This window comes from Thermococcus pacificus (genome assembly GCF_002214485.1).
GTDB classification, from domain to species: Archaea; Methanobacteriota_B; Thermococci; order Thermococcales; family Thermococcaceae; genus Thermococcus; species Thermococcus pacificus.
This window is the reverse complement of sequence record NZ_CP015102.1, coordinates 76,289-100,409: the sequence shown is the minus strand read 5'-3', so window position 1 is coordinate 100,409 and position 24,121 is coordinate 76,289. Positions and strand designations below refer to the sequence as shown.

Genomic DNA, 24,121 nt, shown 5'->3' with positions numbered 1-24,121 from the left:
CAATCGGCGCTCTTCCTTATACACCGATGTTTATAAATGTTAAGCTGGCCAAGAATGGTTTTTGGACCTTCGGTTCAGTATCTCGACGACTCAAAACACTAGACAGAAGACGGCCGGGGAAACCAAAAATAAGAAGGGGCAAAAATCAGGCGAGCCCCTTGGCTATGATGAACTCGGCGACGTTCTCGACCTGGCTCTTGGCCCTGGTCTCGGTGATGCTCTTCCTGCCGGTCTCGATGGGCACCTTCCTGAATAATTCCTCGTGGAGCTTGACCACATCTTCCGGCGGCTTGGTGAGGAGGCTGACGATTATGATGATGAAGAGCGTTATGAAGAAGTTGATGAAGAACACCGGGACGTCCTGGAACCAGCCGCCTATGGTGCCCCATATGCCCGGAGCGTCCTTGGTGAATGCCCAGCCGTATATCTTGGCCTCGAAGATGACCTCGCTGACCAGACCGTAGGCCATTCCTACGATTCCACCCTCCTTGGTAACGCGCTTCCACCAGAGGCTCAGTGTGAGTATTGGACCGAAACCGACGGCCAAACCTCCCCACGCGGTTGCGACCATCTGATAGATAACCTTCGGCCCGCTGATGGCGAACCAGAGGCCGACAAGGGCAACGCCAAAGACGACCAGCCTTGATATGTTGACCATCTGCTTCTTGCCGACCTCTTTGCCCAGAACCTTGTGGTAGAAGTCCCTGGCTATGGCCGAAGAAGCCACGAGGAGCTGGGAATCGGCGGTGCTCATGACGGCCGAGATGATACCGGCTATGACGAAACCGGCTATCCAGCTCGGCATGAGCTCAACCGCCATTGCCGGGATAACCCTCTCGGGGTCGCTGACATTGAGCATCCCTGCTTGGTAGAGCGCAAAGCCGAGGAATCCAGCGAAGAAGGCGCCCCACAGAACGATGGTTGTCCAGATACCGCTGATGAAGATACCCGGCCTTCTGAGCTTTCTCGGGTCCTCAACGCTCATGTAACGGGTTACTATGTGCGGCTGTCCGAGGTAGCCGACTACCCACGAAGCATATCCTATTGCGAAGATTATCGCCGCCCAGCCGGTAGCCCCTCCGAAGGGGTGGAGCTTGGTGGGGTCGGCGGAGGCTATTATGTCCGTGGCTTTATCTAGCCCGCCGATCTTCGCGAGGGCGAGGAATGGCACTATTATGAGGGTCAGCAGCATGAAGAGGGCCTGAACGACGTCCGTCCAGACGACGGCAAAGAACCCACCGGTGATAACGTATGCCGTGAGGATGATGACGGTTACGAGTATTCCCGTGTTGACGCTTACGCCAAAGCCCTCCGCAAAGGTCTTTCCTCCCGCTGTAAATTGTGCCGCGACGTAGGCGGTCATGAAGATGATGATTATCAGGGCACTAAGGATTCTTATCAGCTTGGTGTTGTCCTTAAGACGAGCCTCAAGGTAGTCTGGGACGGTGATGGCCCTGAATTTACCTGCATATATTCTAAGCCTTGGACCTATGAGGACGTAATCAGCCAGTGTACCAAATAGACAGCCTATTCCAGCCCAGAACGCCCCTAAACCGGCTTTAAAGGCGCTTCCGGGATAGCCGAGCATCAGCCAGCCGGAGAAGTCGCTCGCCTTGTCCGAGAGGGTAGCGGCTAAGACGTGAACCTTTCTACCCCCAACGAAATACTGGTCCTCGGTCTTGGTGTACTTATTGGCCCACCAGCCGATATAAGCCAGGAGGGCGAGATACACCAGAAAACCAAAGAGCACTCCCGCGTTCATAGCTTACCCTCCTTCTTCAGCTCTTCAACCAGGTCTTCGTCGTATGCGAGAATCTCCTCGTCAACGTAGTACTCCTTCCCCGTTATTCTGTCCCAGTAGCCATAGAGAACCATCGTCAAAAAACCCAAAATCGTTGGAACCAACAGAGTTGCCCAAGCTGCACCGCTAAGCCCCATATTGAAACCCCCTGTATATATATGCTAGCCAATGGTCAGCACTGTATATTGTTGCCAAAAAGTTATAAACATATCGTTTTAAACTAAGAGTGAAAAACCCTAATTGAAGTTAGGAAACCCAATTAAAGCAATTTGTAACGGTGTTTGATATGATCAAGGTTAAAGTAATGCGCCCAATATTCCATCCCTACACAGAGGAGAGGGATTTCGTGCTCTACCCATATCACATCTTTCACCTAAGGTTATTTTACAGGCGCCTTGGAATGAAGGACAAGGTTATGGACTACTTTGCCTATGTTGACCTCTACCGCCTCGGTGCCGAGAGAGGTGACGATTTCATACCCCTTGAAGAGTGGAACGTTGATGAGCGGAAACTCATGGAGCCCCTTGTGGACTACGAGGAGGCAGAGAAGAAGGCCTTTGAGAGCGCAATAACATGGGGTAACTCCCGCGTCGTCTCCTGGTGGCTCCCCAGGATAGAGGTCGTGAGAGAGGAGATGGCCTACAAGGTCTTCTGGATATACGAAAGGAACGGGGAGAAGCTGATCATGGACAGCCTTGACGGGAAGGAGTATTCCCTGAGCGCAATGGTCGGAAAGAACGGGAGAAGCTGTAAGGGGCCGTTCTGCCGCTAGCGCGCATGGATCTCCACTATATCACCGTCTTCCAGCACGTGGTCGGCTCCAACGCGCTGGCCCGGGAACTTGACGCTCTTGCCCCAGACGCGAGCGTAGCGGAAATTCTTGGCGAAGTCCTTGTGGATTCTCTCGGCTAAATCCATAACCGTCGAGCCCTTCTTCAGCGGCACCGGCGGATAAGCCGGCTCTTCGCCGGGGCTCTTCGTGAAAACTCTGATTATTCCAGCCAGCTCGTAGAGCTCGTCCTTCAGCTTGTCGAGCTGTATCTTCCGCTTAGCGGAGACGGGGATTATCTTAAAGCGGTCACCGTAGGCTTTCAACAAGCGCTCGTAGTTCTCCTTGCTGCCGGGGGCATCCCCCTTGTTGGCTATGATTATCGCCCTGCGCCAGACGAGGCTTTCATCGAGAGCGTCGGCTATCTCCTCCAGCGTTACAGGCTCCTTAACGGTTATCTCTGCCGAGTGAATCCTCTCCTCTCGGAGCATCTTCATGACTTCCTGGATATCGCCTTTGATGTTCTCCTGGCCGTTGATGACTATTCCGCCCATCGCGGTCTTCTTTATCTCAACCCTCGGCTTCCTCTTGTTGACCTTTATTCCCGCCCTCTCAAACTCCTTGAGGAGAATTTCCATCTGCTTAACCGGATCCCTGGAGAGGTCAACGACGATCGCTATTGCATCGGCGTTTCTTATGACGCTCAGGAGCTGGGGCCCCATGCCCTTCCCAAGGGCGGCGCCCTCAACCAGCCCAGGAACCTCGACGAGCTGGATCTGAACGTCCTTGTGGTGCATCATGCCTGGAATGGGCTCCACCGTCGTGAAAGCGTAGTCGGCCACGTCGGCATCGACGTTTGTGAGTGCCTTCATGAGGGAGCTCTTCCCCACGTTTGGAAGCCCCGCGAGAACTATCTGCGCCGCACCTTCCTTCCTCACAGCGAGCGACGGCCCGCCACCGCCCTTCTTCATCTGGCGCTGCTTATCAAGCTCCTTCCTGAGCTCCGCCAGCTTCCTTTTTATTTGAAGTCTAAGCTTTTCGGTGCCCTTGTGCTTCGGAACGGTGGCGTACATCTTCTCAAGGGCGCGAATTTTCTCGGGAATAGTTTTCGCGTTCCTGTACTCCTCCTCCGCCGCTAGGTACTCTGCCGTTACGTTCGTTGGCATCGCTGACCCTCCCCTCCCAAAAGTCCTGAATTAGAAGATGGGCGGCGTTTTATAAAAGTATGGTTCTCCAAATCGGCAAAATTTATATAATCCTTCGAAAATTTTTTACAGGCGGTGAAGATCATGCGAACGGGTTTGGACGAGGTGGATAGGAAAATCCTTGTGATACTCCAGAAGAACAGCAGAACGCCCCTCCGCGAGATCTCCAAGGAAGTGGGACTGGCCGAATCGACGGTCTACGAGAGGATAAAGAAGCTCAGGGAGAAGGGAATAATAAAGAAGTTCACCGTGATGCTCGACCCCGAATCACTTGGCTTCAAGATACTGGCGTTCATTCTGATAAAGTCCAAGGCGGGCATGTACTCCCACGTCGCCACCGAGCTCAAGAAGTACCCCCAGATAGTTGAAATCTACGAGACCACCGGCGACTACGACATGCTGGTCAAGATAAGAACCAGCGGCAGTGACGAGCTCAACGAGTTCCTCGACAGAATCGGGGAGATCCAGGGCGTTGAAGCCACCCACACGATGGTGGTTCTCAAGGCACACAAGGAGGTAACGGAGCTCCCCCTCTGACCATTTCTGCCCAGAAAGGGTTATAAGTAACTTTTTTCTATTTTCCTCTGAACGTTATGGGGGTGTTCGACATGAAGGTGCTGTTTCTGAGTGCTGACGGTTTTGAGGATCTGGAGCTGATCTACCCTCTCCACAGGATAAAGGAAGAAGGCCACGAGGTCTACGTGGTGAGCTTCCAGAGGGGCAAGATAACGGGCAAGCACGGCTACTCCGTCAACGTTGACCTTGCGTTTGACGAGGTTGACCCGGACGAGTTCGACGCGCTCGTCCTTCCCGGTGGAAGGGCGCCTGAGATAGTGAGGCTCAACGAGAAGGCTGTCTCAATAGTTAAGAAGATGTTCGAGGACGGAAAGCCCGTCGCCAGCATCTGCCACGGGCCGCAGATACTCATCTCAGCCGGTGTGCTGAAGGGCAGAAAGGGAACCAGCGTTATAACTATCCGCGACGATGTGAAGAACGCCGGCGCGGAGTGGGTCGACGCTGAGGTAGTCGTCGACGGCAACTGGGTCAGCTCGAGGCACCCCGGCGATTTATACGCCTGGATGAGGGAGTTCGTGAAGCTCCTTCGCTGAAGCCCTTCACATTTCTTTTCCTTTCATGTGAGTCCCTTCTACAGCTCCCCGTCACTCCAAGCCCGTCCAGTGCCAGTGCGATGACTAGCTTTGGGCGTAAACTTTATACGGTGAAGCAGGTATAAGGAACGGGTGAAAACATGCTCAGGCGTGGTGGGGTTCTACCGATTATAGCTGGTGTCGTCCTAGCTGTTATCCTCATAGGTGCCGTAGCGGCCGCGGTGATAGTCCACAAGTATCAAACCCACAGGAAAGAGGCCGGCCCGCTGAAGGAGCTAGGGGCCTTTGATGCCGGTGGGGTTGTCATCAGGGATACCGTTGGGGACGTCCGGATCGTCCGAGCAAACGTGAGTGGAGTAGTCCTGAAGAGCAACCTCCCGGTAAAGGCCAACTACTCCGGAGGCCTCCTGACCGTGTACTGTCCGACAGAGCGGAAGAGGGGCCTCCTCCGGTTCGGCGAACACAACGCCTGCAGTGACTACCGCGATGGTAAGGTGGTCATTGAGGTCGGGAGGAAGCTGGCGGACATCTGGGTTAAAGATACTGTCGGCGACGTCGAGGTGGACGTCAACGCAACGAGATTGGTCCTTAAGGATGTGGTGGGGGACGTCCGTGCCAGCGCCCCCGCGGAGTACCTCGTGGAGGACATCGTGGGCGACGTCTCGATAGACGCGGAGGGGGACGTGGAGGTCAGCGACGTGGTGGGCGACGTTTACATCTCCATCCCGGCAAACTTCTCGGTCCAGCTCAGCGTTAAAGATGTCGTGGGGGACGTTGAGAACACCCACTCCGGGGAGGGAATGCCGGTGCTCGTGAGGGTCTCGGACGTCGTTGGAGACGTCAGAATCGGGCAATGATTTTTAAGCCCTTTCTCTTTTCTCCATGCAGGTGAGAAAAATGGCGAAGAAGCTGGTGAGGTCGAAAAGGGAAAGGGTTTTCCTCGGCGTGCTCGGTGGTTTGGCGGAGCACCTTGAGGTGGATCCAACCCTCGTGAGGCTGATATTCATTGTGCTCCTTGTGTTCAACCCGGTGGCGATGACGCTGCTCTACTTCCTTGCGGCCCTGATAATCCCTGAGGAGGGGAGCGAAGGGACAGAGGAACCGCTCTCAGACCGGATCGATGCTGTGGTCAGCGAGACGAGCGACAGGTTGGATGAGATTTTCTCTGGAAACGAGAACACAAAGGCGATAGCACTCGTCCTCGTACTCCTCGGGGCCCTTCTCCTGGCCGGGCCATTCATGCCCCTCTTCATGCCCGCGGTGAACTTCAGAACCCTCGCCGCCCTCGTATTCCTGATCGTGGGTATAATCCTGCTCATGAGGGGGGATTGAGATGAGATGGTTTGGTGTGCTTCTTGTCTTCATAGGGCTCCTCGTTCTGCTGAAGCAGTTCGAGCCGGCGTTTCTCGAGCCCCTGAAGTCCTACGCGCCCTACATCAAGGACGCCTTCTGGGGAGTGACGCTCATAGCGTTCGGCTTCTACATAATGCTCAGGAAAACCGCGAGGCGGGTCGTTCTGGCCATCTACCTGATTTACCTGCTGCTCTACCTGGTGGTGTGAATGGAAAGGTTTAAGATAGTCCGCGCCTTTGTACTCGGCCCCCTGCTTGAGGCGGCTATTCCAAAACCCGGAAACGTGAACCGCTACCGCGACTTCGACGACCTTACCCTCTACAACTTCCTCTTCGCGGATACTGCCGTCATTGGAGTCTACTACGAGGCTATTAAAACGGCTGAGCTCCTTCGGAAGGGAATTCTGGGCTTCAACGAGGCGGGCATAGGGGAACTGATAAAGCGTGCCGTCCAGGCCTCTCGCGAGGCTCAGGATGCGAACCCGAACTTCGGCGTCATAACACTCTCGGTTCCGCTCATCATGGGAATGGTTCTGGGCAGGAACATGCTCGACGCTAGGGAGAAGGCGAGGCTCTTGCTCGAGGAATCGACCGTGAGGGACAGCATGGAGTTCTACAGGGCGATAAGGATAGCGAACCCCAAGGGAATTCCCAGCGGCGTCAAGTACGACGTCTATTCCGACGATTCCTTCAGGGAGCTTTTCCAGGACGGGATCAACCTCGCCAGGCTCGCCGAGATGAGCTGTGAACGGGAGCTTATCTTCTGCGAGTGGCTGAACGGCTACGAGCTGAGCTACGGGACCTTTGGCAGGCTCTACGAGCTGATAAAAGAACTTCCGCTTGAGGACGCCGTTGTCAGGGCATTCCTCGAGCTTCTCGCGGAGAGAGAGGATACCCTAATAGCGAGAAAGGCCGGAAGGGAAGAGGCGGAGCGTGTCAGGGAGAAGGCCCGAGAAGCCCTCGAAGGCCGGCTCTCTCTCGATGAGTTCGACGCCTTCATGCGGGAGAAGGGGGATCTTAGAAACCCTGGGAGCCTGGCCGACGTGATGGCGGTGTCACTAAGTCTGCTCGTTCTGCGGGGATTGAGGATGGAAATCCGAAATGGAAAGGTTTGGGGGGTTATAGGACGACTTTAAACCTCTTGGCCCCTCCGGGCCCCATGCCGAGGGTTTTACTGTCTATGACGACCGCGTCCTTTCCGAGCTCTTCCACGACCCTTACCTTCAGGCCCGAGAGCTCGAAGACCTCTTCCTCACCGCCAAACTCCTCATTGGCCTGCTCTCTTACGAAATCGTAGGCCTCCTTTCCTAGAAGGATCACGTCTGGCTCGTATCCGTCGAGCTTCAGCTCGTTTGCCTTCTCCTCTGCGGTGCTTAGAACCCGTATCAGATCGCCGCGCATCTCCAACACCACCGACACCTAGGGCCGCTGGACTAAAAAATGTGCCGGTTGAAGAACTCCAAGGGGAAAAGGGAGAACGGACGAAAATCCGGGGTGGTTGGACTCTAAAGCCCAAACGCCCCCTTTATGCCGTTGATTATCATCTGCACGGCCATCGAGGTGAGTATCAGACCCATCATCCTCGTCATCACCTTGATGCCGACCCTCCCGAGCTTCTTCTGTATCCTGTTCGAGGAGCAGAGGACTAGCCAGACGGTCAGCCCTATCGCCACGATGCTCGCTATGACGGTGGCCTTCTCGGAGAGGTGGTGGCTTTTGGCCATGTAGAGCATTACCGTTGTTATCGCGCCGGGACCTGAGATGAGCGGTATTGCCAGAGGTATTATAGCTACCTCCTCCAGCGTGACCACTTCCTCGCTGAACTCCTCAGTTTCCTCCGTGCTTATCTTGACCGTCGAAAGCTTTCCTGAGAGCATCTCCATGGCCATCTTGAAGAGCAGTATGCCGCCGGCTATCGCAAAGGCGTCGGTGCTTGAGCCGAAGAACTTGAATATCCACTCACCGATGAGGGCGAAGACGACGAGTGTTACCACGACGGCTATGGCGGTCTTCGTCGCTATCTCGCGCCTTTCACGCCAGCTGAGGTCATGGGTGACGCTCAGGAAAACAGGCACGGCTCCAACCGGGTTCGTTATCGCGAACAGACCACCATAAAGGATAATGAAATACTTCAGATACTCAATCACGGGGCCCACCATATCGGCCAGATAACAAAGAGTTAAAAAGCTAATCCTCCCTCACTATCTCAAAGGAATAGGTCAGCTTTGCCCCACTGAGCTTTATGTGGGCGCTTGCGGAGCAGTACTTGTCCTGGCTCAGCTCTATCGCCCTCTTCGCCTTTTCCTCGCTTACATTGCCATGTATCTTATAGTGCAGGTGAACCTTGCTGTAAATCCTCGGGTGCTCCTCGCGCCTCTCACCGCTTATCTCGACCTCCAAGCCTTTAATCGGCTCGCGCATCTTCTGGAGTATCATGACCACGTCGTAGGCTGTACATCCAGCGACGCTTAAAAGCAGGAGCTTCATCGGACTTATGCCGCCCTCACCGAGGATGACGGAGCATTTGTCACCCTCGATGTGCCCTACGAACTGATAATCCTTAAACCACTCGACCTTTCCCTTCACCGGCTCGGACATTCTCACCACCGTTACCAGTCCGGGAAGGGATTTAAAGGGATTTCCCAAACCTCTGGTGATGTACGTAAGACCCTTCGACCCCTGGAAGGCGAAGCTCTGCACCTGCCCCTTCAAGTACACGCTGAACGTCTACACAGGCTGTGACCACGCCTGCGTCTACTGCTACATAACGAGCTACATCCCGAACGCCTTTCGGGTAAGAACCAAGGAGAACCTTCTGTCAAAGCTGGAGAGGGAGCTGAGGAAGTTCGACAAACGCCACATCATAGCGCTCTCCTACTCCTCCGACCCGTATCCGACCATCGAGCGCGAGCTGGGGGTAACGCGGAAGGTGCTGGAGCTCTTCAAGAGATACGGCGTCCGCTGTCTGCTCCTCACGAAGTCGGATATCTTCGAGCGCGACATCGATATACTGAGCGAGCTGAAGTGCGCCGTCGGGATAACCGTGACGACAGTGGACGAGAGGAAGGCGAGGATGCTGGAGCCTAACGCGCCATCTCCAAGGGCCAGAATCCGGGCGCTTAAGAAGGCGAAGGAAGCGGGGATTCCCGTTTACGCGCGCATAGACCCGATAATCCCTTTCTACACGTGGGAGGACTTCGATGAGACGCTCGACGCCCTAAGCTTTGTGAGTCACATAACGGTTTCCACCCTCAAGCTCAGGGCGGACTCGAAGAAGAGGATGTTTGCCAAGTTCCCGGAGCTTAGGGGGAAGCTGTGGCCGCTCTACGAGAAGGGGGAGAGAATAGGAGGATACCACTACCTCCCGCAAGAGCTCCGCTTCGAAATCCTCCGGGAAGCGGAGAGAAAAATCTTGAAGAGGGGAATCACGTTTGGGTCGTGTCGTGAAGGCTATCGGTCGTTTCCAAGCTGTGATGGCTCTCATCTGGTTCCGCGGTAGGCCCTTCCTCTTCGGGTTCTCTGGGCTCCACCAGCTCCTCTCTGAGCTTGACCTCTATCTTCCTCCTCTCAAGCTCGAACTTCCTGGCCCGGTACTCTGACGCCGCCTCAACGAAGGCCTTGTAGAGCCTCCCCATCTCCGGGAGGTACTCCGGCTGCCACTGGACGCCGATTATGAATGTTTCAGTCTCCTCCGCGCTTTCTATTGCCTCGATGAGCCCATCAACGGAGTAAGCGGCCGGCTTCAGCCCCTCACCGACTCTCTTAACCGCCTGGTGGTGGAAGCTGTTGACATTCACGTAGACCTCGTTGGTGCCCTCTATGTCCAGCCCGTCCTTGAGAATCCCGTAGAGCTTGGAGCTCATCTTTATCCTGACTCCGTGGACACGCTGGCTCGGGCCTATGAGCTTAAGCTCCCAGTCGTGCTTTATGGCCTTGGGAATCTCGCTGATATCCTGGTAGAGCGTCCCTCCGAGGGCCACGTTTATGACCTGCATGCCTCTGCCGATTCCGAAGATGGGGATACCCCTCTCGACGGCCGCCCTAACGAGCTTTATCTCGAACTCGTCGCGGTGGGTGTCGACGAACTTTATCGCGCTCGATGGGTCCTCCCCGTAGAAGTAGGGGTGAACATCGGGCCCTTCGATGAGGAGTATGCCGTCAACGTGCTCCAGAACTTCCTCAGGCGAGGCATCTGTGTTGAATACCGCGGGGATTCCACCAGCCTCGGCTATCTTCTCAATGTGAGTGCGGTCGAGAAAGAGCTCGTTTTTTGAGTGGTTCATCTGGCCTATTATACCTATCAGAGGCTTCATACACACCACCTTGAAAAAAGTTCATGAAAACGCTGTAAAAAGCTTTTTGATGGCGGGGGTCTACATAAAAGAAAGAAGGGTTCAGCCCTTGAGGGCCTTTATCTCCTCGTCAATGACCTCTGCAAGCCTCTTAATGCCCTCGTGGATCTTCTCCTCTGGCACGTAGGTGAAGTTGAGCCTCATGGTGTTCTTGACATCGCGGTGGACGAAGAAGGCCTCACCCGGCACGTAGGCAACTCCCTTTGAGACCGCCTTCTCCATCATGAGTTTGGTGTCTATGCCCTCTGGAAGGGTGACCCAGATGAACATTCCTCCATCGGGCTTCGTCCACTCAACTCCTTCGGGCATGTACTCCTCGAGGGCCTCCAGCATGGCATCCCTGCGCGGCTTGTAGAACTCAATTATCTTCGGTATGTGTTCATCGAGGTAGCCCTCCTCAACGTACTTCCAGGCTATAACCTGAGCGAGGGTGTTGGCGCAGAGGTCGATGCTCTGCTTGGCTATCTCCATCTTCCTTATGAAGTGTGGGTGTGCGGCGACCCAGCCGAGGCGGAAGCCGGGGGCGAGTATCTTCGAGAATGTTCCGAGGTAGATGACGCGTCCCTCGTCGTCGAAGTGCTTTATCGGCGGCACCGGCTCACCGGAGTAGCGGAGCTCGCTGTAGGGGCTGTCCTCAACTATGAGGAAGTCGTACTCCCTGGCAAGCTCGACGAGTCTCTTCCTCCTCTCAACGCTCATGGTGACGCCCATTGGGTTCTGGAAGGTCGAGACGGTGTAGACGAACTTGACGCGCTTGCCCTGCCTTTTCAGCTCCTCAAGCTTTTCCTCGAGGAGGTCAATCCTCATCCCATCATGATCCATTGGTATGCTGATGAACTCGGGGCCGTAGTACTTGAAGGCGTTTATCGCTGCGAGGTAGGTCGGGCCCTCCATGACTACCAGGTCACCCGGGTTGATGAACGTCCTTCCGATGAGGTCGAGGGCCTGCTGGCTTCCGGCGACCATCATTATCTCGACCTTGCTGGTCGGGATGCCGTAGCGCTTCTCCATCCAGTCGGCGAGGGTGAGGCGGAGTGGAGTGAAGCCCTTGGTGGTTCCGTACTGGAGGGCCTTGTCTGCGTGGTGCGTGAGGACCTCCTGGGCTATCTTCTTGATCTTCTCCACGGGGAATGTCTCGGGAGCAGGAAGACCCCCTGCGAGGGAGATAACATCGGAGGTCTCGACGAGCTTGAGAAGCTCCCTAACCTCTGAAGCCTTCATCGCCAGGGCTTTTTCTGAGAAGTAACTCTCAAAATCCAGTGAGCCTGAACCGAGCTTTTGCATGAGTTTTTCCTCCACTTTCTTTCCCCCCATTTGGGTGTACACTTCGGGACACGTAACCAACTATATACATGGTAAGGTTAGCGGCGATTGGTTATAAATCTTTCTGCAATGGTCGTTGGGCCCCTTTACAATTGTAAAGGTTACCACCGGCGTCTTTTTCTGAACATAAACGAACCTAAACTTCCATTAGTGAACACAAAAAGCTCTATAAACCCTCCCTCCATAACCAGAGTTTACCCGACAGAGGTGATGAACATGGCCGTGGTAAAGGAAGTGCTTGAGATAGCCCAGGAGATTAAGGACATGAGGATACGCGGTGCCGGAAAAATAGCCCGCTCCGCAGCCTACGCACTCCAGCTGCAGGCCGAGAAGAGCACCGCGAAGGACGTCGATGAGTTCTGGAACGAGATGAAGCAGGCGGCAAAGATTCTCTACGAGACGAGGCCAACGGCGGTTTCCCTTCCGAACGCGCTCCGTTACGTCATGCACCGCGGGAAAGTGGCCTACTCAAGCGGTGCTGACCTTGAAGAGCTCCGCTACGTTATCATAACTGCCGCCAAGGAGTTCATCCACAACTCGGAGAAAGCGGTCGAGAGAATAGGTGAGATAGGCGCCAAGAGGATAGAGGATGGCGACGTCATAATGACCCACTGCCACAGCAAAGCGGCCCTGAGCGTTATGAAGAAGGCCTGGGATCAGGGCAAGGACATAAAGGTCATCGTGACCGAGACGAGGCCGAAGTGGCAGGGCAAGATAACCGCCAAGGAGCTTGCCGACTACGGAATCCCCGTCATCTACGTCGTTGACAGCGCGGCGAGGCACTACATGAAGATGACCGACAAAGTCGTGATGGGAGCGGACAGCATCACCGTCAACGGGGCCGTGATAAACAAGATCGGAACGGCTTTGATAGCCCTAACCGCCAAGGAGCACCGCGTCTGGACGATGATTGCGGCGGAGACCTACAAGTTCCACCCAGACACCATGCTCGGCCAGCTGGTTGAGATAGAGATGCGCGACCCGACGGAAGTTATCCCAGAGGAGGAGCTTAAAACATGGCCCAAGAACATCGAGGTCTGGAACCCTGCCTTCGACGTTACTCCGCCTGAATACGTCGACGTCATCATAACCGAGCGCGGAATAATCCCGCCAAGCGCGGCGATAGACATACTCAAGGAGGAGTTCGGCTGGGCGCTCAAGTACAGCGAGCCCTGGGAGGACTGAGGCTCTTCTTCCCTTTATTTCCCGTCTTGTCGATGGTGAAAAGTGAAAGGCTTTTAGCCTTCGACATCTCCCGTGCTGAAGGCTTCCGTGTAGGCTTTCACGGGACTTCCTTTTCCTCAGCGAGTATCATGAGAACATGATGCAAAACGAATACACGCAAGGGTTTAAAACGCCTAACCCTTTTATACTTCGGAAACAAAAACTGAGAGGGTGATGATGATGAAAGCTTACATCGCTGAAAACGTCAGGGGTGTCTACGCCTTTGACGAGGACGGTAACCTCATCGCGACCAGATCTTTCGCTGGAAAGCCCGAGATAAGCCTAGACAGGCTTCTAAAGGGTGAGCCGGTTGACGAGCTTACGGAACTGATGGACGAACTGGGCGAGAGAGGGTACACAGAGTTCGTTGTTGAGGATACCGAACTCGCGAGGAACCTCAAGGAGCTCGGCTACAGCGCGACGGCGGAGTTCCCGAACGTGGCTGGAGAAAAGCTCCGCTCGAACCCGGAGGAGTTCCTTGGAGAGAAGTGGTTCGACGAGTACTTCAGCGTCGGAGTGGCTTTAACGAGGCTCCGCATACAGGAGCAGAGTGGTGCAAGGGACAAGATGATAATCCAGGCCATCGAGGCCCTCGACGACATTGACAAGGTCACGAACCTCCTCGTCTCCCGCCTGAGGGAGTGGTACGGTCTCCACTTCCCTGAACTGGACGAGATTCTGCCAAAGCACGAGCAGTACGTCGCCTTCGTGAGCACTGTAGGAGCGAAGGAGAACGCCACGGAGGGGAGGCTCAAGTCGCTCGGCCTCCCAGAGGGCAAGATCGAGAAAATTCTGAAGGCCGCCGAGAAGTCGATGGGCGCACCGCTCGGCAAGTTCGACGAGGACATAATCAAAAAGCTCGCGAGCGAGATAAACGACCTCTACAAACTGAGGAAGCAGATAGAGGACTACCTTGAAACTGCAATGGACGAGGTAGCCCCGAACCTTAAAGCTTTGGTTGGAGCGAAGCTGGCCGCGAGGCTCATGAGCCTTGCCGGCGGGCTTAGAGAGCTGGCCATGATGCCCGCCTCGACAATACAGGTTCTTGGAGCGGAGAAGGCCCTCTTCAGGCACCTCAGGAGCGGGGCCAAGCCACCCAAGCACGGCGTCATCTTCCAGTATCCGGCAATAAACCGCTCGCCCTGGTGGCAGAGGGGTAAGATAGCGAGGGCTTTAGCTGGAAAGCTCGCCATTGCCGCGAGGGTGGACTACTTCTCCGGTGAATACATAGCCGAGGAGCTGAAGCAGGAGCTAGAGCAGCGCATCCAGGAAATAAAGCAGAAGTACCCGAACCCGCCGAAGAGGAAGGCCAAGCCCGAGAAGAAAAAGAAGGAGAAATTCAAGGGCAAGGGCGGAAAGCACGAAAAGGGCAGGAAGTTCGAGAAGAAGGAGAAGGCCAAGGGTAAGAAGGAAAAAGGCGGGAAGGACAAGAAGCCCAAGAAAAAGAAGTCTAAGAACAAGAGGTGATTGAGATGAGGGTTAAGAAGCACAAGTTCCCGGGCGTTTACGTCTTCATCGATGAGGACGGGAGCGAGAAGATAGCCACGAAGAACCTCGTCCCCGGTCAAAAGGTCTACGGGGAGAGGCTGATCAAGGCGGAGGGCGAGGAATACAGGATATGGAACCCGAGCAGGTCGAAGCTCGGCGCGGCGATACTCAACGGCCTCAAGAACTTCCCGATAAGGCCGGGCTCAACGGTGCTCTACCTCGGCGTTGCGAGCGGAACTACCGCTTCACACGTCAGTGACATCGTCGGCTGGGAGGGCAAGGTCTTCGGCGTCGAGTTCTCGCCGAGGGTTCTGAGGGAACTGGTCCCAATCGTCGAGGAGAGGAGGAACATCGTGCCGATACTCGGCGATGCAACCAAGCCAGAGGGCTACCGCGCGCTCGTTCCAAAGGTGGATGTAATCTTCGAGGACGTGGCCCAGCCGACCCAGGCGAAAATCCTCATAGACAACGCCAGGGTTTACCTAAAGAGCGGCGGCTACGGAATGATTTCAGTCAAGAGCAGGAGCATTGACGTGACGAAAGAGCCCGAGCAGGTCTTCAATGAAGTTGAGAAGGAGCTCTCCGAGTACTTCGAGGTCATTGAGAGGCTTTCGCTTGAGCCCTACGAGAAGGACCACGCGCTCTTCGTCGTTAGGAAGCCTTGAGCTTCCGTTTTTATCTCCCTTAAAAGAATAAATGGATTTAGGATCCATCAGTCCCTCTCTGGTAGGTGTGGGATTATCCAGCTCAGGAAGCTGTCGAGGCTCCTCGTCTGGATGTAGAGCGTCCCCGTCCCATAAAACTCGGCGACGAGGCCTTCCCCGCTGAAGAGGGTGCTCTTCAAACCACCAACGCGCCTCACGTTGAAATCAAGTCCCTCGGTGAAGGCAACCATGTGGCCGGTATCGATGACGAAGCGCTCGTTGCGGAGCTCTTTCTTGTATATCGCCCCGAAGCTCGACAGGAAGACCGTCCCCTTTCCGCTCATCTTGAGGAGGAACAGTCCCTCCCTTCCGAAGAAGGTCCTGGCGCCGCCCCACTTGGTGTCTATGTCTATTCCCTCAGTGCTTGCCAGAAAGGCACCGCTCTGGGCGTAAAGCGTTCCGTCCAGTTCAAAGGCCTCTATGTCCCCTGGATATGAGGGTGCAAACCCTACTGTTCCAGGTCCGCCTTCTGCCCTGAACGTGTTGATGAAGAAGCTCTCCCCACCGAGCATGGAGCGCTTCAGGGCACCGAAAACGCCGCCCTTTGCCTTTGTTTCCATCCTTATGTTCGGGCTCATGTGTACCATGGCCCCCGCCTCGGCCTGGACGGCTTCCCCGGAATCGAGCTCTATCTCCACTAGAGAAAAGCTTGGTCTGTGCTCTATGCTGTATCTCATCAAAATTCACCTCATAGTATCTCACACTTCCATGTTAAATACCTGTTTATAGTCGATCGTCGAAAAGCTCTTTTACTTTCACCGAAAGACTTTTATAACTGCCCCCTGAACCTTAGGCGAGGTTATGTTCAACTTTTGCAGGTGATGCCCCATGGGAAAACTCCTGAAGCCAAATCGCGAGGTTGGTATTATCGGCTACGGCGCCTACGTGCCGATGTATAGAATCAAAGCGGAAGAGATAGGAAGGGTTTGGGGAGTTTCGAGCTTCCCCATCCAGGAGAAGTCCGTTCCCGGTCTTGACGAAGACACCATAACCATAGGAATTGAAGCGGCGAGAAACGCCCTCAAGAGAGCTAAAATTGACCCCAAACTTATTAGGGCTGTTTGGTTAGGAACTGAGAGCAAGCCCTACGCGGTCAAGCCGAGCGGAACCGTCATAGCGGCGGCGATTGGGGCAACTCCAGATTTAAATGCAGCCGACTTTGAGTTCGCCTGTAAAGCCGGAACCGAAGCAATACAAGCGGCCATTGGCTTCGTCGGTTCTGAGATGGCCGACTATGCGATGGCGATCGGAGCGGACACCTCCCAGGGGAGACCTGGGGACCACCTTGAGTTTACCGCCGCGGCTGGTGGTGCCGCTTACATCCTCGCCCCCAAGAGTTCCGAGACGGTTGCGTACTTCGAGGCGAGCTATTCCTACGTAACCGACACGCCGGACTTCTGGAGGAGGCAGCACGAGCACTACCCGAGACACGGCAACCGTTTCACCGGCGAGCCGGCCTACTTCCACCAGATAATAAACGCCGCCAAGACCCTTATGGAGGAGCTTGACTACTCCCCGAGCGATTTCGACTACGCCGTCTTCCACCAGCCCAACGTCAAGTTCCCGCTTACCGCCGCCAAGATACTCGGCATCCCAAAGGAGAAGGTTCTCCCTGGACTGCTCAGCGGGATAATAGGAAACACCTACAGCGGGGCAACTCTCGTCGGTGTTTCGGCAGTTCTCGACATAGCCAAGCCCGGCGACAGGATTCTGTGGGTTTCCTTCGGTTCGGGAGCTGGAAGCGACGCCTTCAGCCTCGTTGTGCAGGACGCCATCGAGGAGAAGCGTGACCTCGCCCCGAAGACCATGGACTACGTGAACAGGAAGAAGTACATTGACTACGCACTCTATGCCAAGCACAGGGGCAAGTACATAATGTGAGGTGGTTGAGATGGAGAAACCCGTCATTATTGGAGTTGGTATGGTTCCGGTTGGCGAGCACTGGAGGGTGTCATTGAGGGACATGGCCGTTGAGGCCCTGCTTAATGCAATGGAAGATGCTGGAATAGACAAGGTGGATTCCCTCTACGTCGGAAACATGGCCTCCGGTTCCTTCATCGAGCAGGAGAACCTTGGAGCGTTAATAGCTGACTGGGCTGGCTTAGGGAACATTCCGGCAGTTAAGGTTGAGGCGGCCTGTGGTAGCGGCGGTGCGGCAGTCCAGGAGGGAGCGAAGGCCGTCATGTCGGGCCTTGAGGACGTTGTGGCAGTTGTCGGTGTCGAGAAGATGACCGACGCATGGCCGAGCGACGCGACACGTTTCCTCGGCTACGCCGCCGATGCCGAATGGGAGCTCTTCCATGGGGCGAGCTTCGTCGCCCTTAACGCGCTCATCATGAGGCTCTATATGAAGACCTACGGCTACACCGAGGAGGACCTGGCACATTTCGCGGTCAACGCCCACAGAAACGGTGCCAAGAACCCATACGCGATGTTCAAGAAGGAGATAAAGCTTGAGACGGTTCTCAACAGCCCCTACGTCGCCGACCCGATAAAGCTCTTCGATGCGGCACCGATGTGTGACGGAGCCGCGGCCGTTATAATAACCTCGAAGGAGAAAGCAAAGGAGCTCGGCGTTCCGAAGGAGGGGATGGTTGAACTGGCAGGCTTCTGGAGGGCCATAGACACCATCAACCTCGCCAACAGGGAGGACTTCCTCACGCTCAAGGCAGCAAAGGTTGCCGCTGAAAAGGCCTACAAGATGGCCGGCGTTACTGCTAAGGATATCGACTTCTTCGAGGTTCACGACGCCTTCACCGTGATGGCCGCTTTAAGCCTCGAAGCCCTCGGCGTTGCCGAGAAGGGCAAGGGTGCGATGCTAGCGAAAGAGGGCCAGATAGCCATAGACGGCGACTACCCGATACAGACGATGGGCGGACTGAAAGCGAGGGGACACCCCGTCGGAGCCACCGGTGTTTACCAGACGGTCGAAGCGGTTCTCCAGCTCCGCGGCGAGGCGCCAGAGGGAATACAGGTGCCAGACGCCGAGGTCGGCCTGACCCAGAACATAGGTGGTACCGGCTCGAACATAACGGTTAACATCCTTAGGAGGGTCTGAAATGGGGAAGCCGATGCAGGTTGCCCGGCACTGGAGGCACTTTGAGGAGAAATACGCCCTCATAGGTGGCAAGTGCGAGAACGGTCATCTGATGTTCCCGTACAGAGAGATCTGCCCAGTCTGCGGCAGCAGGAACGTGGAGAAGCACAAGTTCAGCGGGAAGGGCAAGGTCGTGAGCTGGACTATAGTGAGAAACCCTCCGAGCGGCTTCGAGTACTACAAGCCCTACCCGCTGGCTCTCGTTCAGCTCGAGGAGGGGCCGGTCGTTCTGGCCCAGCTCACTGACGTCGAACCGGAAGAGATAGACTTCGGCATGGAGGTCGAGATGGTCACGAGGAAGGTCAGGGAGTTCGACGAGGATGGAATAATCCTCTACGCCTACAAGTTCAGGCCGGTTCTCAAGCCGCAAAAAGAGTGAAGGCCTCAGGCCTTCTCTATTCTCATCTTATCTCCGTTTTCAAACTCAAGCTCGAGCTTTCCGCGCTTCATTCTGAACTTCACGCCGTCGACGACGGTCTCTATCTTCCCTTCTTTTGCTTCAACGCCAAGCATCTCCGCTATCTCATCGACACTCTTCAGAGAACCGCTAATGGTGGTCTCAAGCCTCTCATTCTCGCTTTCGATGACTACTCTGAGCTTGCCTTTGCCCTCGCGTATGAAGCTCTCCTCCTTCAATTCCTTCACCTTCTCCGGCTGAGGTGGCTTTATGCACGGCATTCTTCCACCCCTTTAATCTCTTCCAGATCCCTTATCATCCTTTCGTACGTCTTTTACCATCCGCACCCATATCCCGCTCTGGCCCACCTTTCTGAAGCCGTAGCCCTCGTAGAACCTCATCGCCCCCTCGTTCTTCTCACCGACCCAGAGTTCTATCCTGTTATTGTATTTACTCAGGTAATCAAGGCACTTCTCCATGAGTTTGTGACCTATCCCGTGCCCCTGGAACTTCTTGTCCACCACGAACTCGTGAATGGCTCCAACCGTTCTGCCCTCGTACTTGCTGTACCAGTCGTTGTCGCAGACTATGAAGCCCGCTATCTCGTCGCCGACCTTCGCCACGAAGAAGCCGTCCTTGGCCTTTCCCCAGCACCACCTAAGATAGCGCTTCGCGTAGCTCTCGCCCTCGCCGCCGTACTCGCGCATTCCCTCGTAGCCGCGCATGTAAATCTCTATCAGCCGCTCGAGGATCTCCTGATTGAACTCCTTGAGCTTTTCCACTTTTACCTCCGTCATCGATATAAGCTCATCGTGGGGTTTAAAAAGCCTGACTCCGAGCCTTAAGTGGAGCAAGAAGGTGATAGGAATGGGGAAGGCCAAGCCTAAATATTGCGAGATATGCGGCGCACCGATAAGGGGACCCGGTCACAGGATAAGGCTCGAGGGTGCCGAGGTTCTCGTCTGCGACCGCTGTTACGAGAAGTACGGAGGCAAAAAGCCCGGCACGTTCAGCATAATGCCAACGGGGAGGCAGCCGGCCAGGAGGACTTACTCGCAGCCATCACGGCCGAAGCCTGCTCCGAAGCCTAGAACCGAGAGGCCACTCGTCACCGAGGAAATAGTGGAGGACTACGCTGAGAGGGTTTATCAGGCCATACAGCGCTCGAAGAAGAGCTACCAGGAGCTGGCCCAGGAGATAGGGCTTTCCATGAATGACCTCCGCGCCATAGCCCACGGCCACCGCGAGCCGACCATCAAGGAGGCTAAGAAGCTTGAGAGGTACTTCAAGATAAAGCTCATTGAGAGCGGTGGGGAGGAGCTCTTGGAAAAGAAGACCATCCCAAGGGACTACGAGCCAACCTTGGGGGACATCGCCAACATAAGGATCAAGAAGCGGAAGAAGTGAGTTAAAACTCCTCTAACTCCCACTCCCCGTCTGTCTTTTTCTCCCGTTTCCGCTTGAGCTCCTCCGCCTTCGTCCTCTTTGGCGGGTGGAAGCCCTTAAGCTTCTCGAACGTCTTCCAGAGGCGCATCAGCTCTTCCCAGACTTCAGTATCGGGAGGAATTACAAGAACGTGGGCCGGCGGATGTATGTCCATCAGCCTTCCTATCGCCTTGGCGGGCGGGAGGTCTATCTGGGCAACGACGTGTGCCCTGAACTTCCTCCTGGGCTTCTCACCGCTTATCTGCTCAAAGGCCCAGTCCGAAAGGGCCGGTGGAATTATCCGTGGGTCACCGCGGATCTTCATGCCGCCGTAGCGGACGAGGTCTGCCAGGGCAATGCTGGCCTTCTGAAAGCTGTCGGTTCTCACCAAAACGATCGTGTTTCTCATGGTCTCACCACCTCCACTTTAACGGTTGGGCTTATTAAGGTTTGCAGATTTTAGTTACCGAAATTTTTAAAAACTTAATGTTTTTAAAATGGGGCGGTTGGTTTATTAAGGGAGAAAACCAATACGGGAGGAGGTGTAGGTATGTACCTGAAGAAGAGGCACATCGAGATACTCAGGGAAATGAAGAAGACCGAGAGCCAGGCCGAGATTGAGACCAAACTGCCGGAGGAGTTCCAGATAAGGGCTATAGAGCTCTACATCCTCGGCTTTGCCGAGCTTGAAGGAGGAAAGATCAAGCTAACGGAGGCGGGAAGAAAGCTCCTCGAGATAAGCGACTCGCTCAACCTCGCGGAACTGCCGGACGTTATAGCGGACACCGAGATTATGAAGATGCTCGAGCTCCTTGAGGAAACGGGGAAAATCTCTGAAAGCTGGCTTGAAAAGCTCAAGGAGAGGAAGCTGGCCGATGAGAACGGCCTCACCGAGTTTGGAAAGGCACTTCTCCAGATCTATCGCGAGACTCATCCAGTTGTTTACCTGACCCCGGAGATAGCGTCGTTCCTGAGGGGAATGCCCAAGCTCGGAACGCTCGACGAGCTGGTGACCTTCAAGAACTCAAGGCTCTACGGCGACAACATCGTCAACGCTCTCCAGGCCATGCGTTTGCTCTTGATATCACCGCCGACGGAGAAGGGAAGGGCTTTCACCACCACTCCAGCGGCGAAGCTTGCACTGAGGGCCCTGAACATGATTCCGGTCTTTGCAAGGGCCATAGTCCTGAGGAAGGAGGACTTCGAGGCCCTTAAAGCGGGCAAGACCAACGCCGAGCTTGAGAGCATGGGACTCAGCGACGAGAGGGGAGCCACTGAGTTTGGAAAGGCCATGATGGAAACCTACGAGGCGATGGGAAGGGTTGAAGAGAAGGTTCTCCCGATTTATCTGCTCGAAGACGAGCTGAATGTCCTCAAGGCGATTCAGGAGATCGAGAAGAAGTACGAGACGAACCCTGATATACTCCCGACCGAGAAGGAAATCGCCAAGAGAGTTGATGTTGAAGACCTTGGAGCGGTGCTCCACCTCCTCGAGAGCAAGGAGCTAATCGAGAGAAGGCTCGTCAAGAACAAGGACACCTACTGGCTCACCGAGTGGGGTAAGGAAGCGATAACTTTCGGAACGGTCAGTCCAGACGCCATGAAGGCCGTAACCTACGCGGAGAGCGGTGACGTGCCCATAGCCGAGTGGGTAATAAAGGCCCAGGAAGAGGGAGTCGTCAAGGCGGGCATTACCGACAAGGGACGCTTCTACCTCAAGCTCAGCAGAGAGATAAGGAGGAAGCCCTACCTCACGCGCTACGATGCCGCGATACTCGCGAAACTGCCGAAAAAGAAATACATACACAGGAACGAACTTATTGAGCTCGTCCAGAACTACGTAGGCGGCGACGAGAAGGAGATAGTGAGGGCAATCGGTGAAGCGGAGGCGAAGGGCTTCGTCGTTGAGCTCCAGAACGAAATGGTTAAGCTAACCGAGCTCGGAGAAAAGGTCAAGACGGCACTTGAGAACGCGAAGCTCCAGGAGATCGTAAAGGTCAAGTTCAGCGTCACGCCGACGCTCTACAACGTGCTCAAGGTCATCTACGACAACCTCGAGACATTCAACAGGATCTGGAAGGAGAAGGGAGAGGCAAGAGGCTACAAGATGGAAGAGGTCGACGTCATCAGGAAGCACCTCAGCCTGAGCGACGACGAGATAAAGAAGGCCTTAACGATGCTCCGCGAGCTTGGCTTCCTTGGAAGCAAGAGCCTGACCGAGGCCGGAAAGACTTTGGTGGAGGCGTATATGGCTATCTGACGCTACCGTTCTTTCTTTTTGTTGTCCAAATTGTTTATAAGACACAAAGACAAAAATAAGGAAGGTGAAAACCATGGACCCCCTTAGCGGATTTTTTGGTTCTCTGCTGTGGTGGCTGTTCTTCCTCTACCTGCTGATGTGGCCCCAGCTTCAGTTCAGGGCACTCCAGGCGGCAAGGGCGAGGATCATGGCCCAGCTCGCCAGAAAGAGGAACTCGACGGTAATAGCCATGATACACAGGCAGGAGAGCGTAGGACTCTTCGGCATACCCGTTTACAAGTTCATAAGCATCGAGGACAGCGAGGAGATCCTCAGGGCAATAAGAACGGCACCGAAGGACAAGCCGATCGATCTGATAGTCCACACACCGGGTGGACTCGTTCTTGCTGCAACCCAGATTGCCAAGGCCCTGAAGGAACACCCCGCAGAGACCCGCGTCATAGTTCCCCACTACGCGATGAGCGGAGGAACCCTGATTGCTTTAGCCGCAGACAAGATAATTATGGATCCCAACGCAGTCCTCGGCCCGGTTGACCCACAGCTCGGCCAGTACCCCGCTCCGAGCATACTCAGGGCGGTTGAAAAGAAGGGCCCGGAGAAGGTCGACGACCAGACGCTTATCCTGGCAGACGTCGCGGAAAAGGCGATAAAGCAGGTTAGAGACTTCGTTTACAACCTCCTTAAGGACAAATACGGCGAGGAGAAGGCCAAGGAACTGGCCCAGATACTCACCGAGGGCAGGTGGACCCACGACTATCCAATAACTGTTGACCACGCCAGGGAACTGGGCCTCCACGTTGAGACAGATGTCCCGGAGGAAGTTTACGCACTCATGGAGCTCTACAAGCAGCCGGTCAAACAGAGGGGCACCGTGGAGTTCATGCCTTACCCCGTAAGGCAGGAGAGCAAAAAATGATTCCAGTTCTTTTTTTATTTCACTGCATGCATGTACCTGTTAAGACACTGTGACCTAAACCTTTAAAAAGCAACAGCCCCCATTTATAAAGGGTTTTTAAACCCACCATTTGGAGGTGTAAACCTTGGTGGACATGAGCAATGTAAAGCTCAGGATTGAAAATATAGTCGCTTCTGTTGATTTGTTCGCCCAGCTCAACCTTGAGAAGGTCATTGAAATCTGCCCGAACTCTAAGTACAACCCGGAAGAGTTTCCAGGCATCATATGCCGCTTCGAGGAGCCGAAGGTTGCTCTTCTGATATTCAGCTCCGGAAAGCTGGTCGTCACCGGAGCCAAGAGCGTCGAGGACATCGAGAGGGCCGTCAACAAGCTCATCCAGATGCTCAAGAAGATAGGCGCCAAGTTCGCCCGCGCCCCGCAGATAGACATCCAGAACATGGTCTTCAGCGGAGACATAGGCATGGAGTTCAACCTCGACGCGGTTGCCCTAAGCCTGCCCAACTGTGAGTACGAGCCGGAGCAGTTCCCAGGCGTCATCTACCGCGTCAAGGAGCCGAGGGCCGTGATACTGCTCTTCTCCTCCGGAAAGATAGTCTGCTCGGGTGCAAAAAGCGAGCACGACGCGTGGGAAGCCGTCAGAAAGCTCCTCCGCGAGCTGGAGAAGTACGGCCTCATTGAGGAAGAGGACGAATGGTGAAG

Annotated in this window: 30 protein-coding genes; 18 read left to right on the top strand and 12 right to left on the bottom strand. The window is 55.0% G+C overall.

Annotation, left to right across the window (positions count from 1 at the left end):
• Nucleotides 1-145 precede the first annotated feature (145 nt).
• The gene (locus A3L08_RS00635) at nucleotides 146-1,762 is read right to left on the bottom strand and encodes a sodium/proline symporter (RefSeq protein WP_088853207.1); all 1,617 of its coding nucleotides are present in this window, start codon (nucleotides 1,760-1,762) and stop codon (nucleotides 146-148) included.
• On the bottom strand, nucleotides 1,759-1,938 hold the full coding sequence (locus tag A3L08_RS00630) for a hypothetical protein (RefSeq protein WP_088853206.1): 180 nt from the start codon (nucleotides 1,936-1,938) through the stop codon (nucleotides 1,759-1,761). Before A3L08_RS00630 ends, A3L08_RS00635 begins: the two co-directional genes overlap by 4 nt.
• Before the next feature lie 149 nt (nucleotides 1,939-2,087).
• Between A3L08_RS00630 and A3L08_RS00625 the strand changes: the two genes are divergently transcribed.
• Nucleotides 2,088-2,573 (top strand): hypothetical protein, encoded by a 486-nt coding sequence (locus tag A3L08_RS00625; protein ID WP_088853205.1) that lies wholly within the window; start codon nucleotides 2,088-2,090, stop codon nucleotides 2,571-2,573.
• On the opposite strand, the gene A3L08_RS00620 is transcribed toward A3L08_RS00625, so the two are convergent.
• Nucleotides 2,570-3,736 (bottom strand): OBG GTPase family GTP-binding protein, encoded by a 1,167-nt coding sequence (locus A3L08_RS00620; RefSeq protein ID WP_088853204.1) that lies wholly within the window; start codon nucleotides 3,734-3,736, stop codon nucleotides 2,570-2,572. The genes A3L08_RS00625 and A3L08_RS00620 overlap by 4 nt on opposite strands.
• Before the next feature lie 123 nt (nucleotides 3,737-3,859).
• Between A3L08_RS00620 and A3L08_RS00615 the strand changes: the two genes are divergently transcribed.
• From A3L08_RS00615 to A3L08_RS00590, 6 genes are all read left to right on the top strand, one after another.
• Nucleotides 3,860-4,312, top strand: a complete 453-nt coding sequence (locus A3L08_RS00615) for an Lrp/AsnC family transcriptional regulator (protein WP_088853203.1) — start codon at nucleotides 3,860-3,862, stop codon at nucleotides 4,310-4,312.
• A gap of 71 nt (nucleotides 4,313-4,383) precedes the next feature.
• The gene (pfpI, locus tag A3L08_RS00610; RefSeq protein WP_088853202.1) at nucleotides 4,384-4,884 is read left to right on the top strand and encodes a deglycase PfpI; all 501 of its coding nucleotides are present in this window, start codon (nucleotides 4,384-4,386) and stop codon (nucleotides 4,882-4,884) included.
• A 140-nt stretch (nucleotides 4,885-5,024) separates the two neighbouring features.
• Nucleotides 5,025-5,741 carry a DUF4097 family beta strand repeat-containing protein gene (locus A3L08_RS00605; protein WP_088853201.1) on the top strand — a complete coding sequence of 239 codons (717 nt, stop codon included), beginning with the start codon at nucleotides 5,025-5,027 and terminating at the stop codon, nucleotides 5,739-5,741.
• A gap of 40 nt (nucleotides 5,742-5,781) precedes the next feature.
• Nucleotides 5,782-6,216, top strand: coding sequence for a PspC domain-containing protein (locus A3L08_RS00600; protein WP_198362125.1), 435 nt, complete (start codon nucleotides 5,782-5,784; stop codon nucleotides 6,214-6,216).
• A gap of 1 nt (nucleotide 6,217) precedes the next feature.
• Nucleotides 6,218-6,445 carry a hypothetical protein gene (locus tag A3L08_RS00595; RefSeq protein WP_088853200.1) on the top strand — a complete coding sequence of 76 codons (228 nt, stop codon included), beginning with the start codon at nucleotides 6,218-6,220 and terminating at the stop codon, nucleotides 6,443-6,445.
• Complete coding sequence (locus tag A3L08_RS00590) at nucleotides 6,446-7,372, top strand: triphosphoribosyl-dephospho-CoA synthase (RefSeq protein WP_088853199.1); 927 nt, start codon at nucleotides 6,446-6,448, stop codon at nucleotides 7,370-7,372.
• On the opposite strand, the gene A3L08_RS00585 is transcribed toward A3L08_RS00590, so the two are convergent.
• The 3 genes from A3L08_RS00585 to A3L08_RS00575 form a co-directional block, all read right to left on the bottom strand.
• Nucleotides 7,356-7,637 (bottom strand): family 4A encapsulin nanocompartment shell protein, encoded by a 282-nt coding sequence (locus A3L08_RS00585; protein ID WP_088853198.1) that lies wholly within the window; start codon nucleotides 7,635-7,637, stop codon nucleotides 7,356-7,358. The two genes, A3L08_RS00590 and A3L08_RS00585, sit on opposite strands and share 17 nt — an antisense overlap.
• A 104-nt stretch (nucleotides 7,638-7,741) precedes the next feature.
• The gene (gene snatA / locus A3L08_RS00580) at nucleotides 7,742-8,395 is read right to left on the bottom strand and encodes a neutral amino acid NAAT transporter SnatA (RefSeq protein ID WP_394335132.1); all 654 of its coding nucleotides are present in this window, start codon (nucleotides 8,393-8,395) and stop codon (nucleotides 7,742-7,744) included.
• Nucleotides 8,396-8,423: 28 nt separating this feature from the next.
• The gene (locus A3L08_RS00575) at nucleotides 8,424-8,834 is read right to left on the bottom strand and encodes an OsmC family protein (protein WP_088853196.1); all 411 of its coding nucleotides are present in this window, start codon (nucleotides 8,832-8,834) and stop codon (nucleotides 8,424-8,426) included.
• Nucleotides 8,835-8,892: 58 nt separating this feature from the next.
• Here A3L08_RS00575 and A3L08_RS00570 point away from each other — a divergent pair, with 58 nt between their 5' ends.
• Complete coding sequence (locus A3L08_RS00570) at nucleotides 8,893-9,735, top strand: SPL family radical SAM protein (RefSeq protein ID WP_088853195.1); 843 nt, start codon at nucleotides 8,893-8,895, stop codon at nucleotides 9,733-9,735.
• Here the strand turns inward: A3L08_RS00570 and A3L08_RS00565 are convergent.
• The gene (locus tag A3L08_RS00565) at nucleotides 9,662-10,549 is read right to left on the bottom strand and encodes a gamma-glutamyl-gamma-aminobutyrate hydrolase family protein (RefSeq protein WP_088853194.1); all 888 of its coding nucleotides are present in this window, start codon (nucleotides 10,547-10,549) and stop codon (nucleotides 9,662-9,664) included. The two genes, A3L08_RS00570 and A3L08_RS00565, sit on opposite strands and share 74 nt — an antisense overlap.
• 81 nt (nucleotides 10,550-10,630) lie before the next feature.
• Nucleotides 10,631-11,887, bottom strand: coding sequence for an aminotransferase-like domain-containing protein (locus tag A3L08_RS00560; RefSeq protein ID WP_088854846.1), 1,257 nt, complete (start codon nucleotides 11,885-11,887; stop codon nucleotides 10,631-10,633).
• 240 nt (nucleotides 11,888-12,127) lie between these two features.
• On the opposite strand from A3L08_RS00560, the gene A3L08_RS00555 reads away from it, so the two are divergent.
• The 3 genes from A3L08_RS00555 to A3L08_RS00545 all read left to right on the top strand — a co-directional run bounded on the left by A3L08_RS00555 (nucleotide 12,128) and on the right by A3L08_RS00545 (nucleotide 15,288).
• Nucleotides 12,128-13,096, top strand: coding sequence for a ribose 1,5-bisphosphate isomerase (locus A3L08_RS00555; RefSeq protein ID WP_088853193.1), 969 nt, complete (start codon nucleotides 12,128-12,130; stop codon nucleotides 13,094-13,096).
• A 219-nt stretch (nucleotides 13,097-13,315) separates the two neighbouring features.
• Nucleotides 13,316-14,602 carry a C/D box methylation guide ribonucleoprotein complex aNOP56 subunit gene (locus tag A3L08_RS00550; protein WP_088853192.1) on the top strand — a complete coding sequence of 429 codons (1,287 nt, stop codon included), beginning with the start codon at nucleotides 13,316-13,318 and terminating at the stop codon, nucleotides 14,600-14,602.
• Between the two features lie 5 nt (nucleotides 14,603-14,607).
• Complete coding sequence (locus A3L08_RS00545) at nucleotides 14,608-15,288, top strand: fibrillarin-like rRNA/tRNA 2'-O-methyltransferase (protein ID WP_088853191.1); 681 nt, start codon at nucleotides 14,608-14,610, stop codon at nucleotides 15,286-15,288.
• A 47-nt stretch (nucleotides 15,289-15,335) separates the two neighbouring features.
• On the opposite strand, the gene A3L08_RS00540 is transcribed toward A3L08_RS00545, so the two are convergent.
• On the bottom strand, nucleotides 15,336-16,004 hold the full coding sequence (locus tag A3L08_RS00540; protein ID WP_088853190.1) for a TIGR00266 family protein: 669 nt from the start codon (nucleotides 16,002-16,004) through the stop codon (nucleotides 15,336-15,338).
• Between the two features lie 151 nt (nucleotides 16,005-16,155).
• Between A3L08_RS00540 and A3L08_RS00535 the strand changes: the two genes are divergently transcribed.
• From A3L08_RS00535 to A3L08_RS00525, 3 genes are read left to right on the top strand one after another with little or no spacing between them, the layout of a single operon-like run.
• The gene (locus tag A3L08_RS00535) at nucleotides 16,156-17,208 is read left to right on the top strand and encodes a hydroxymethylglutaryl-CoA synthase (protein ID WP_088853189.1); all 1,053 of its coding nucleotides are present in this window, start codon (nucleotides 16,156-16,158) and stop codon (nucleotides 17,206-17,208) included.
• A gap of 10 nt (nucleotides 17,209-17,218) precedes the next feature.
• Nucleotides 17,219-18,385: a thiolase domain-containing protein gene (locus tag A3L08_RS00530; RefSeq protein WP_088853188.1), complete on the top strand. Its 1,167-nt coding sequence runs from the start codon at nucleotides 17,219-17,221 to the stop codon at nucleotides 18,383-18,385.
• A gap of 1 nt (nucleotide 18,386) precedes the next feature.
• Nucleotides 18,387-18,803: a Zn-ribbon domain-containing OB-fold protein gene (locus A3L08_RS00525; protein WP_088853187.1), complete on the top strand. Its 417-nt coding sequence runs from the start codon at nucleotides 18,387-18,389 to the stop codon at nucleotides 18,801-18,803.
• A 5-nt stretch (nucleotides 18,804-18,808) separates the two neighbouring features.
• Here A3L08_RS00525 and A3L08_RS00520 read toward each other — a convergent pair whose 3' ends face one another.
• On the bottom strand, nucleotides 18,809-19,102 hold the full coding sequence (locus A3L08_RS00520) for a hypothetical protein (protein WP_088853186.1): 294 nt from the start codon (nucleotides 19,100-19,102) through the stop codon (nucleotides 18,809-18,811).
• A 12-nt stretch (nucleotides 19,103-19,114) separates the two neighbouring features.
• Nucleotides 19,115-19,618, bottom strand: a complete 504-nt coding sequence (locus A3L08_RS00515) for a GNAT family N-acetyltransferase (protein WP_088853185.1) — start codon at nucleotides 19,616-19,618, stop codon at nucleotides 19,115-19,117.
• 70 nt (nucleotides 19,619-19,688) lie between these two features.
• Between A3L08_RS00515 and A3L08_RS00510 the strand changes: the two genes are divergently transcribed.
• On the top strand, nucleotides 19,689-20,228 hold the full coding sequence (locus A3L08_RS00510; protein WP_088853184.1) for a multiprotein bridging factor aMBF1: 540 nt from the start codon (nucleotides 19,689-19,691) through the stop codon (nucleotides 20,226-20,228).
• Between the two features lies 1 nt (nucleotide 20,229).
• On the opposite strand, the gene A3L08_RS00505 is transcribed toward A3L08_RS00510, so the two are convergent.
• A complete protein-coding gene (locus tag A3L08_RS00505) occupies nucleotides 20,230-20,655 on the bottom strand; it encodes a DUF356 domain-containing protein (protein WP_088853183.1) in 426 nt (141 codons plus the stop codon).
• A gap of 141 nt (nucleotides 20,656-20,796) precedes the next feature.
• On the opposite strand from A3L08_RS00505, the gene A3L08_RS00500 reads away from it, so the two are divergent.
• From A3L08_RS00500 to A3L08_RS00490, 3 genes are all read left to right on the top strand, one after another.
• Entirely contained in the window at nucleotides 20,797-22,506 is a 1,710-nt protein-coding gene (locus A3L08_RS00500; RefSeq protein ID WP_088853182.1) for a DUF505 family protein, read from the top strand.
• Between the two features lie 73 nt (nucleotides 22,507-22,579).
• On the top strand, nucleotides 22,580-23,422 hold the full coding sequence (locus A3L08_RS00495) for an SDH family Clp fold serine proteinase (RefSeq protein WP_088853181.1): 843 nt from the start codon (nucleotides 22,580-22,582) through the stop codon (nucleotides 23,420-23,422).
• Between the two features lie 124 nt (nucleotides 23,423-23,546).
• Nucleotides 23,547-24,119, top strand: coding sequence for a TATA-box-binding protein (locus A3L08_RS00490; protein WP_088853180.1), 573 nt, complete (start codon nucleotides 23,547-23,549; stop codon nucleotides 24,117-24,119).
• Nucleotides 24,120-24,121 lie beyond the last annotated feature (2 nt).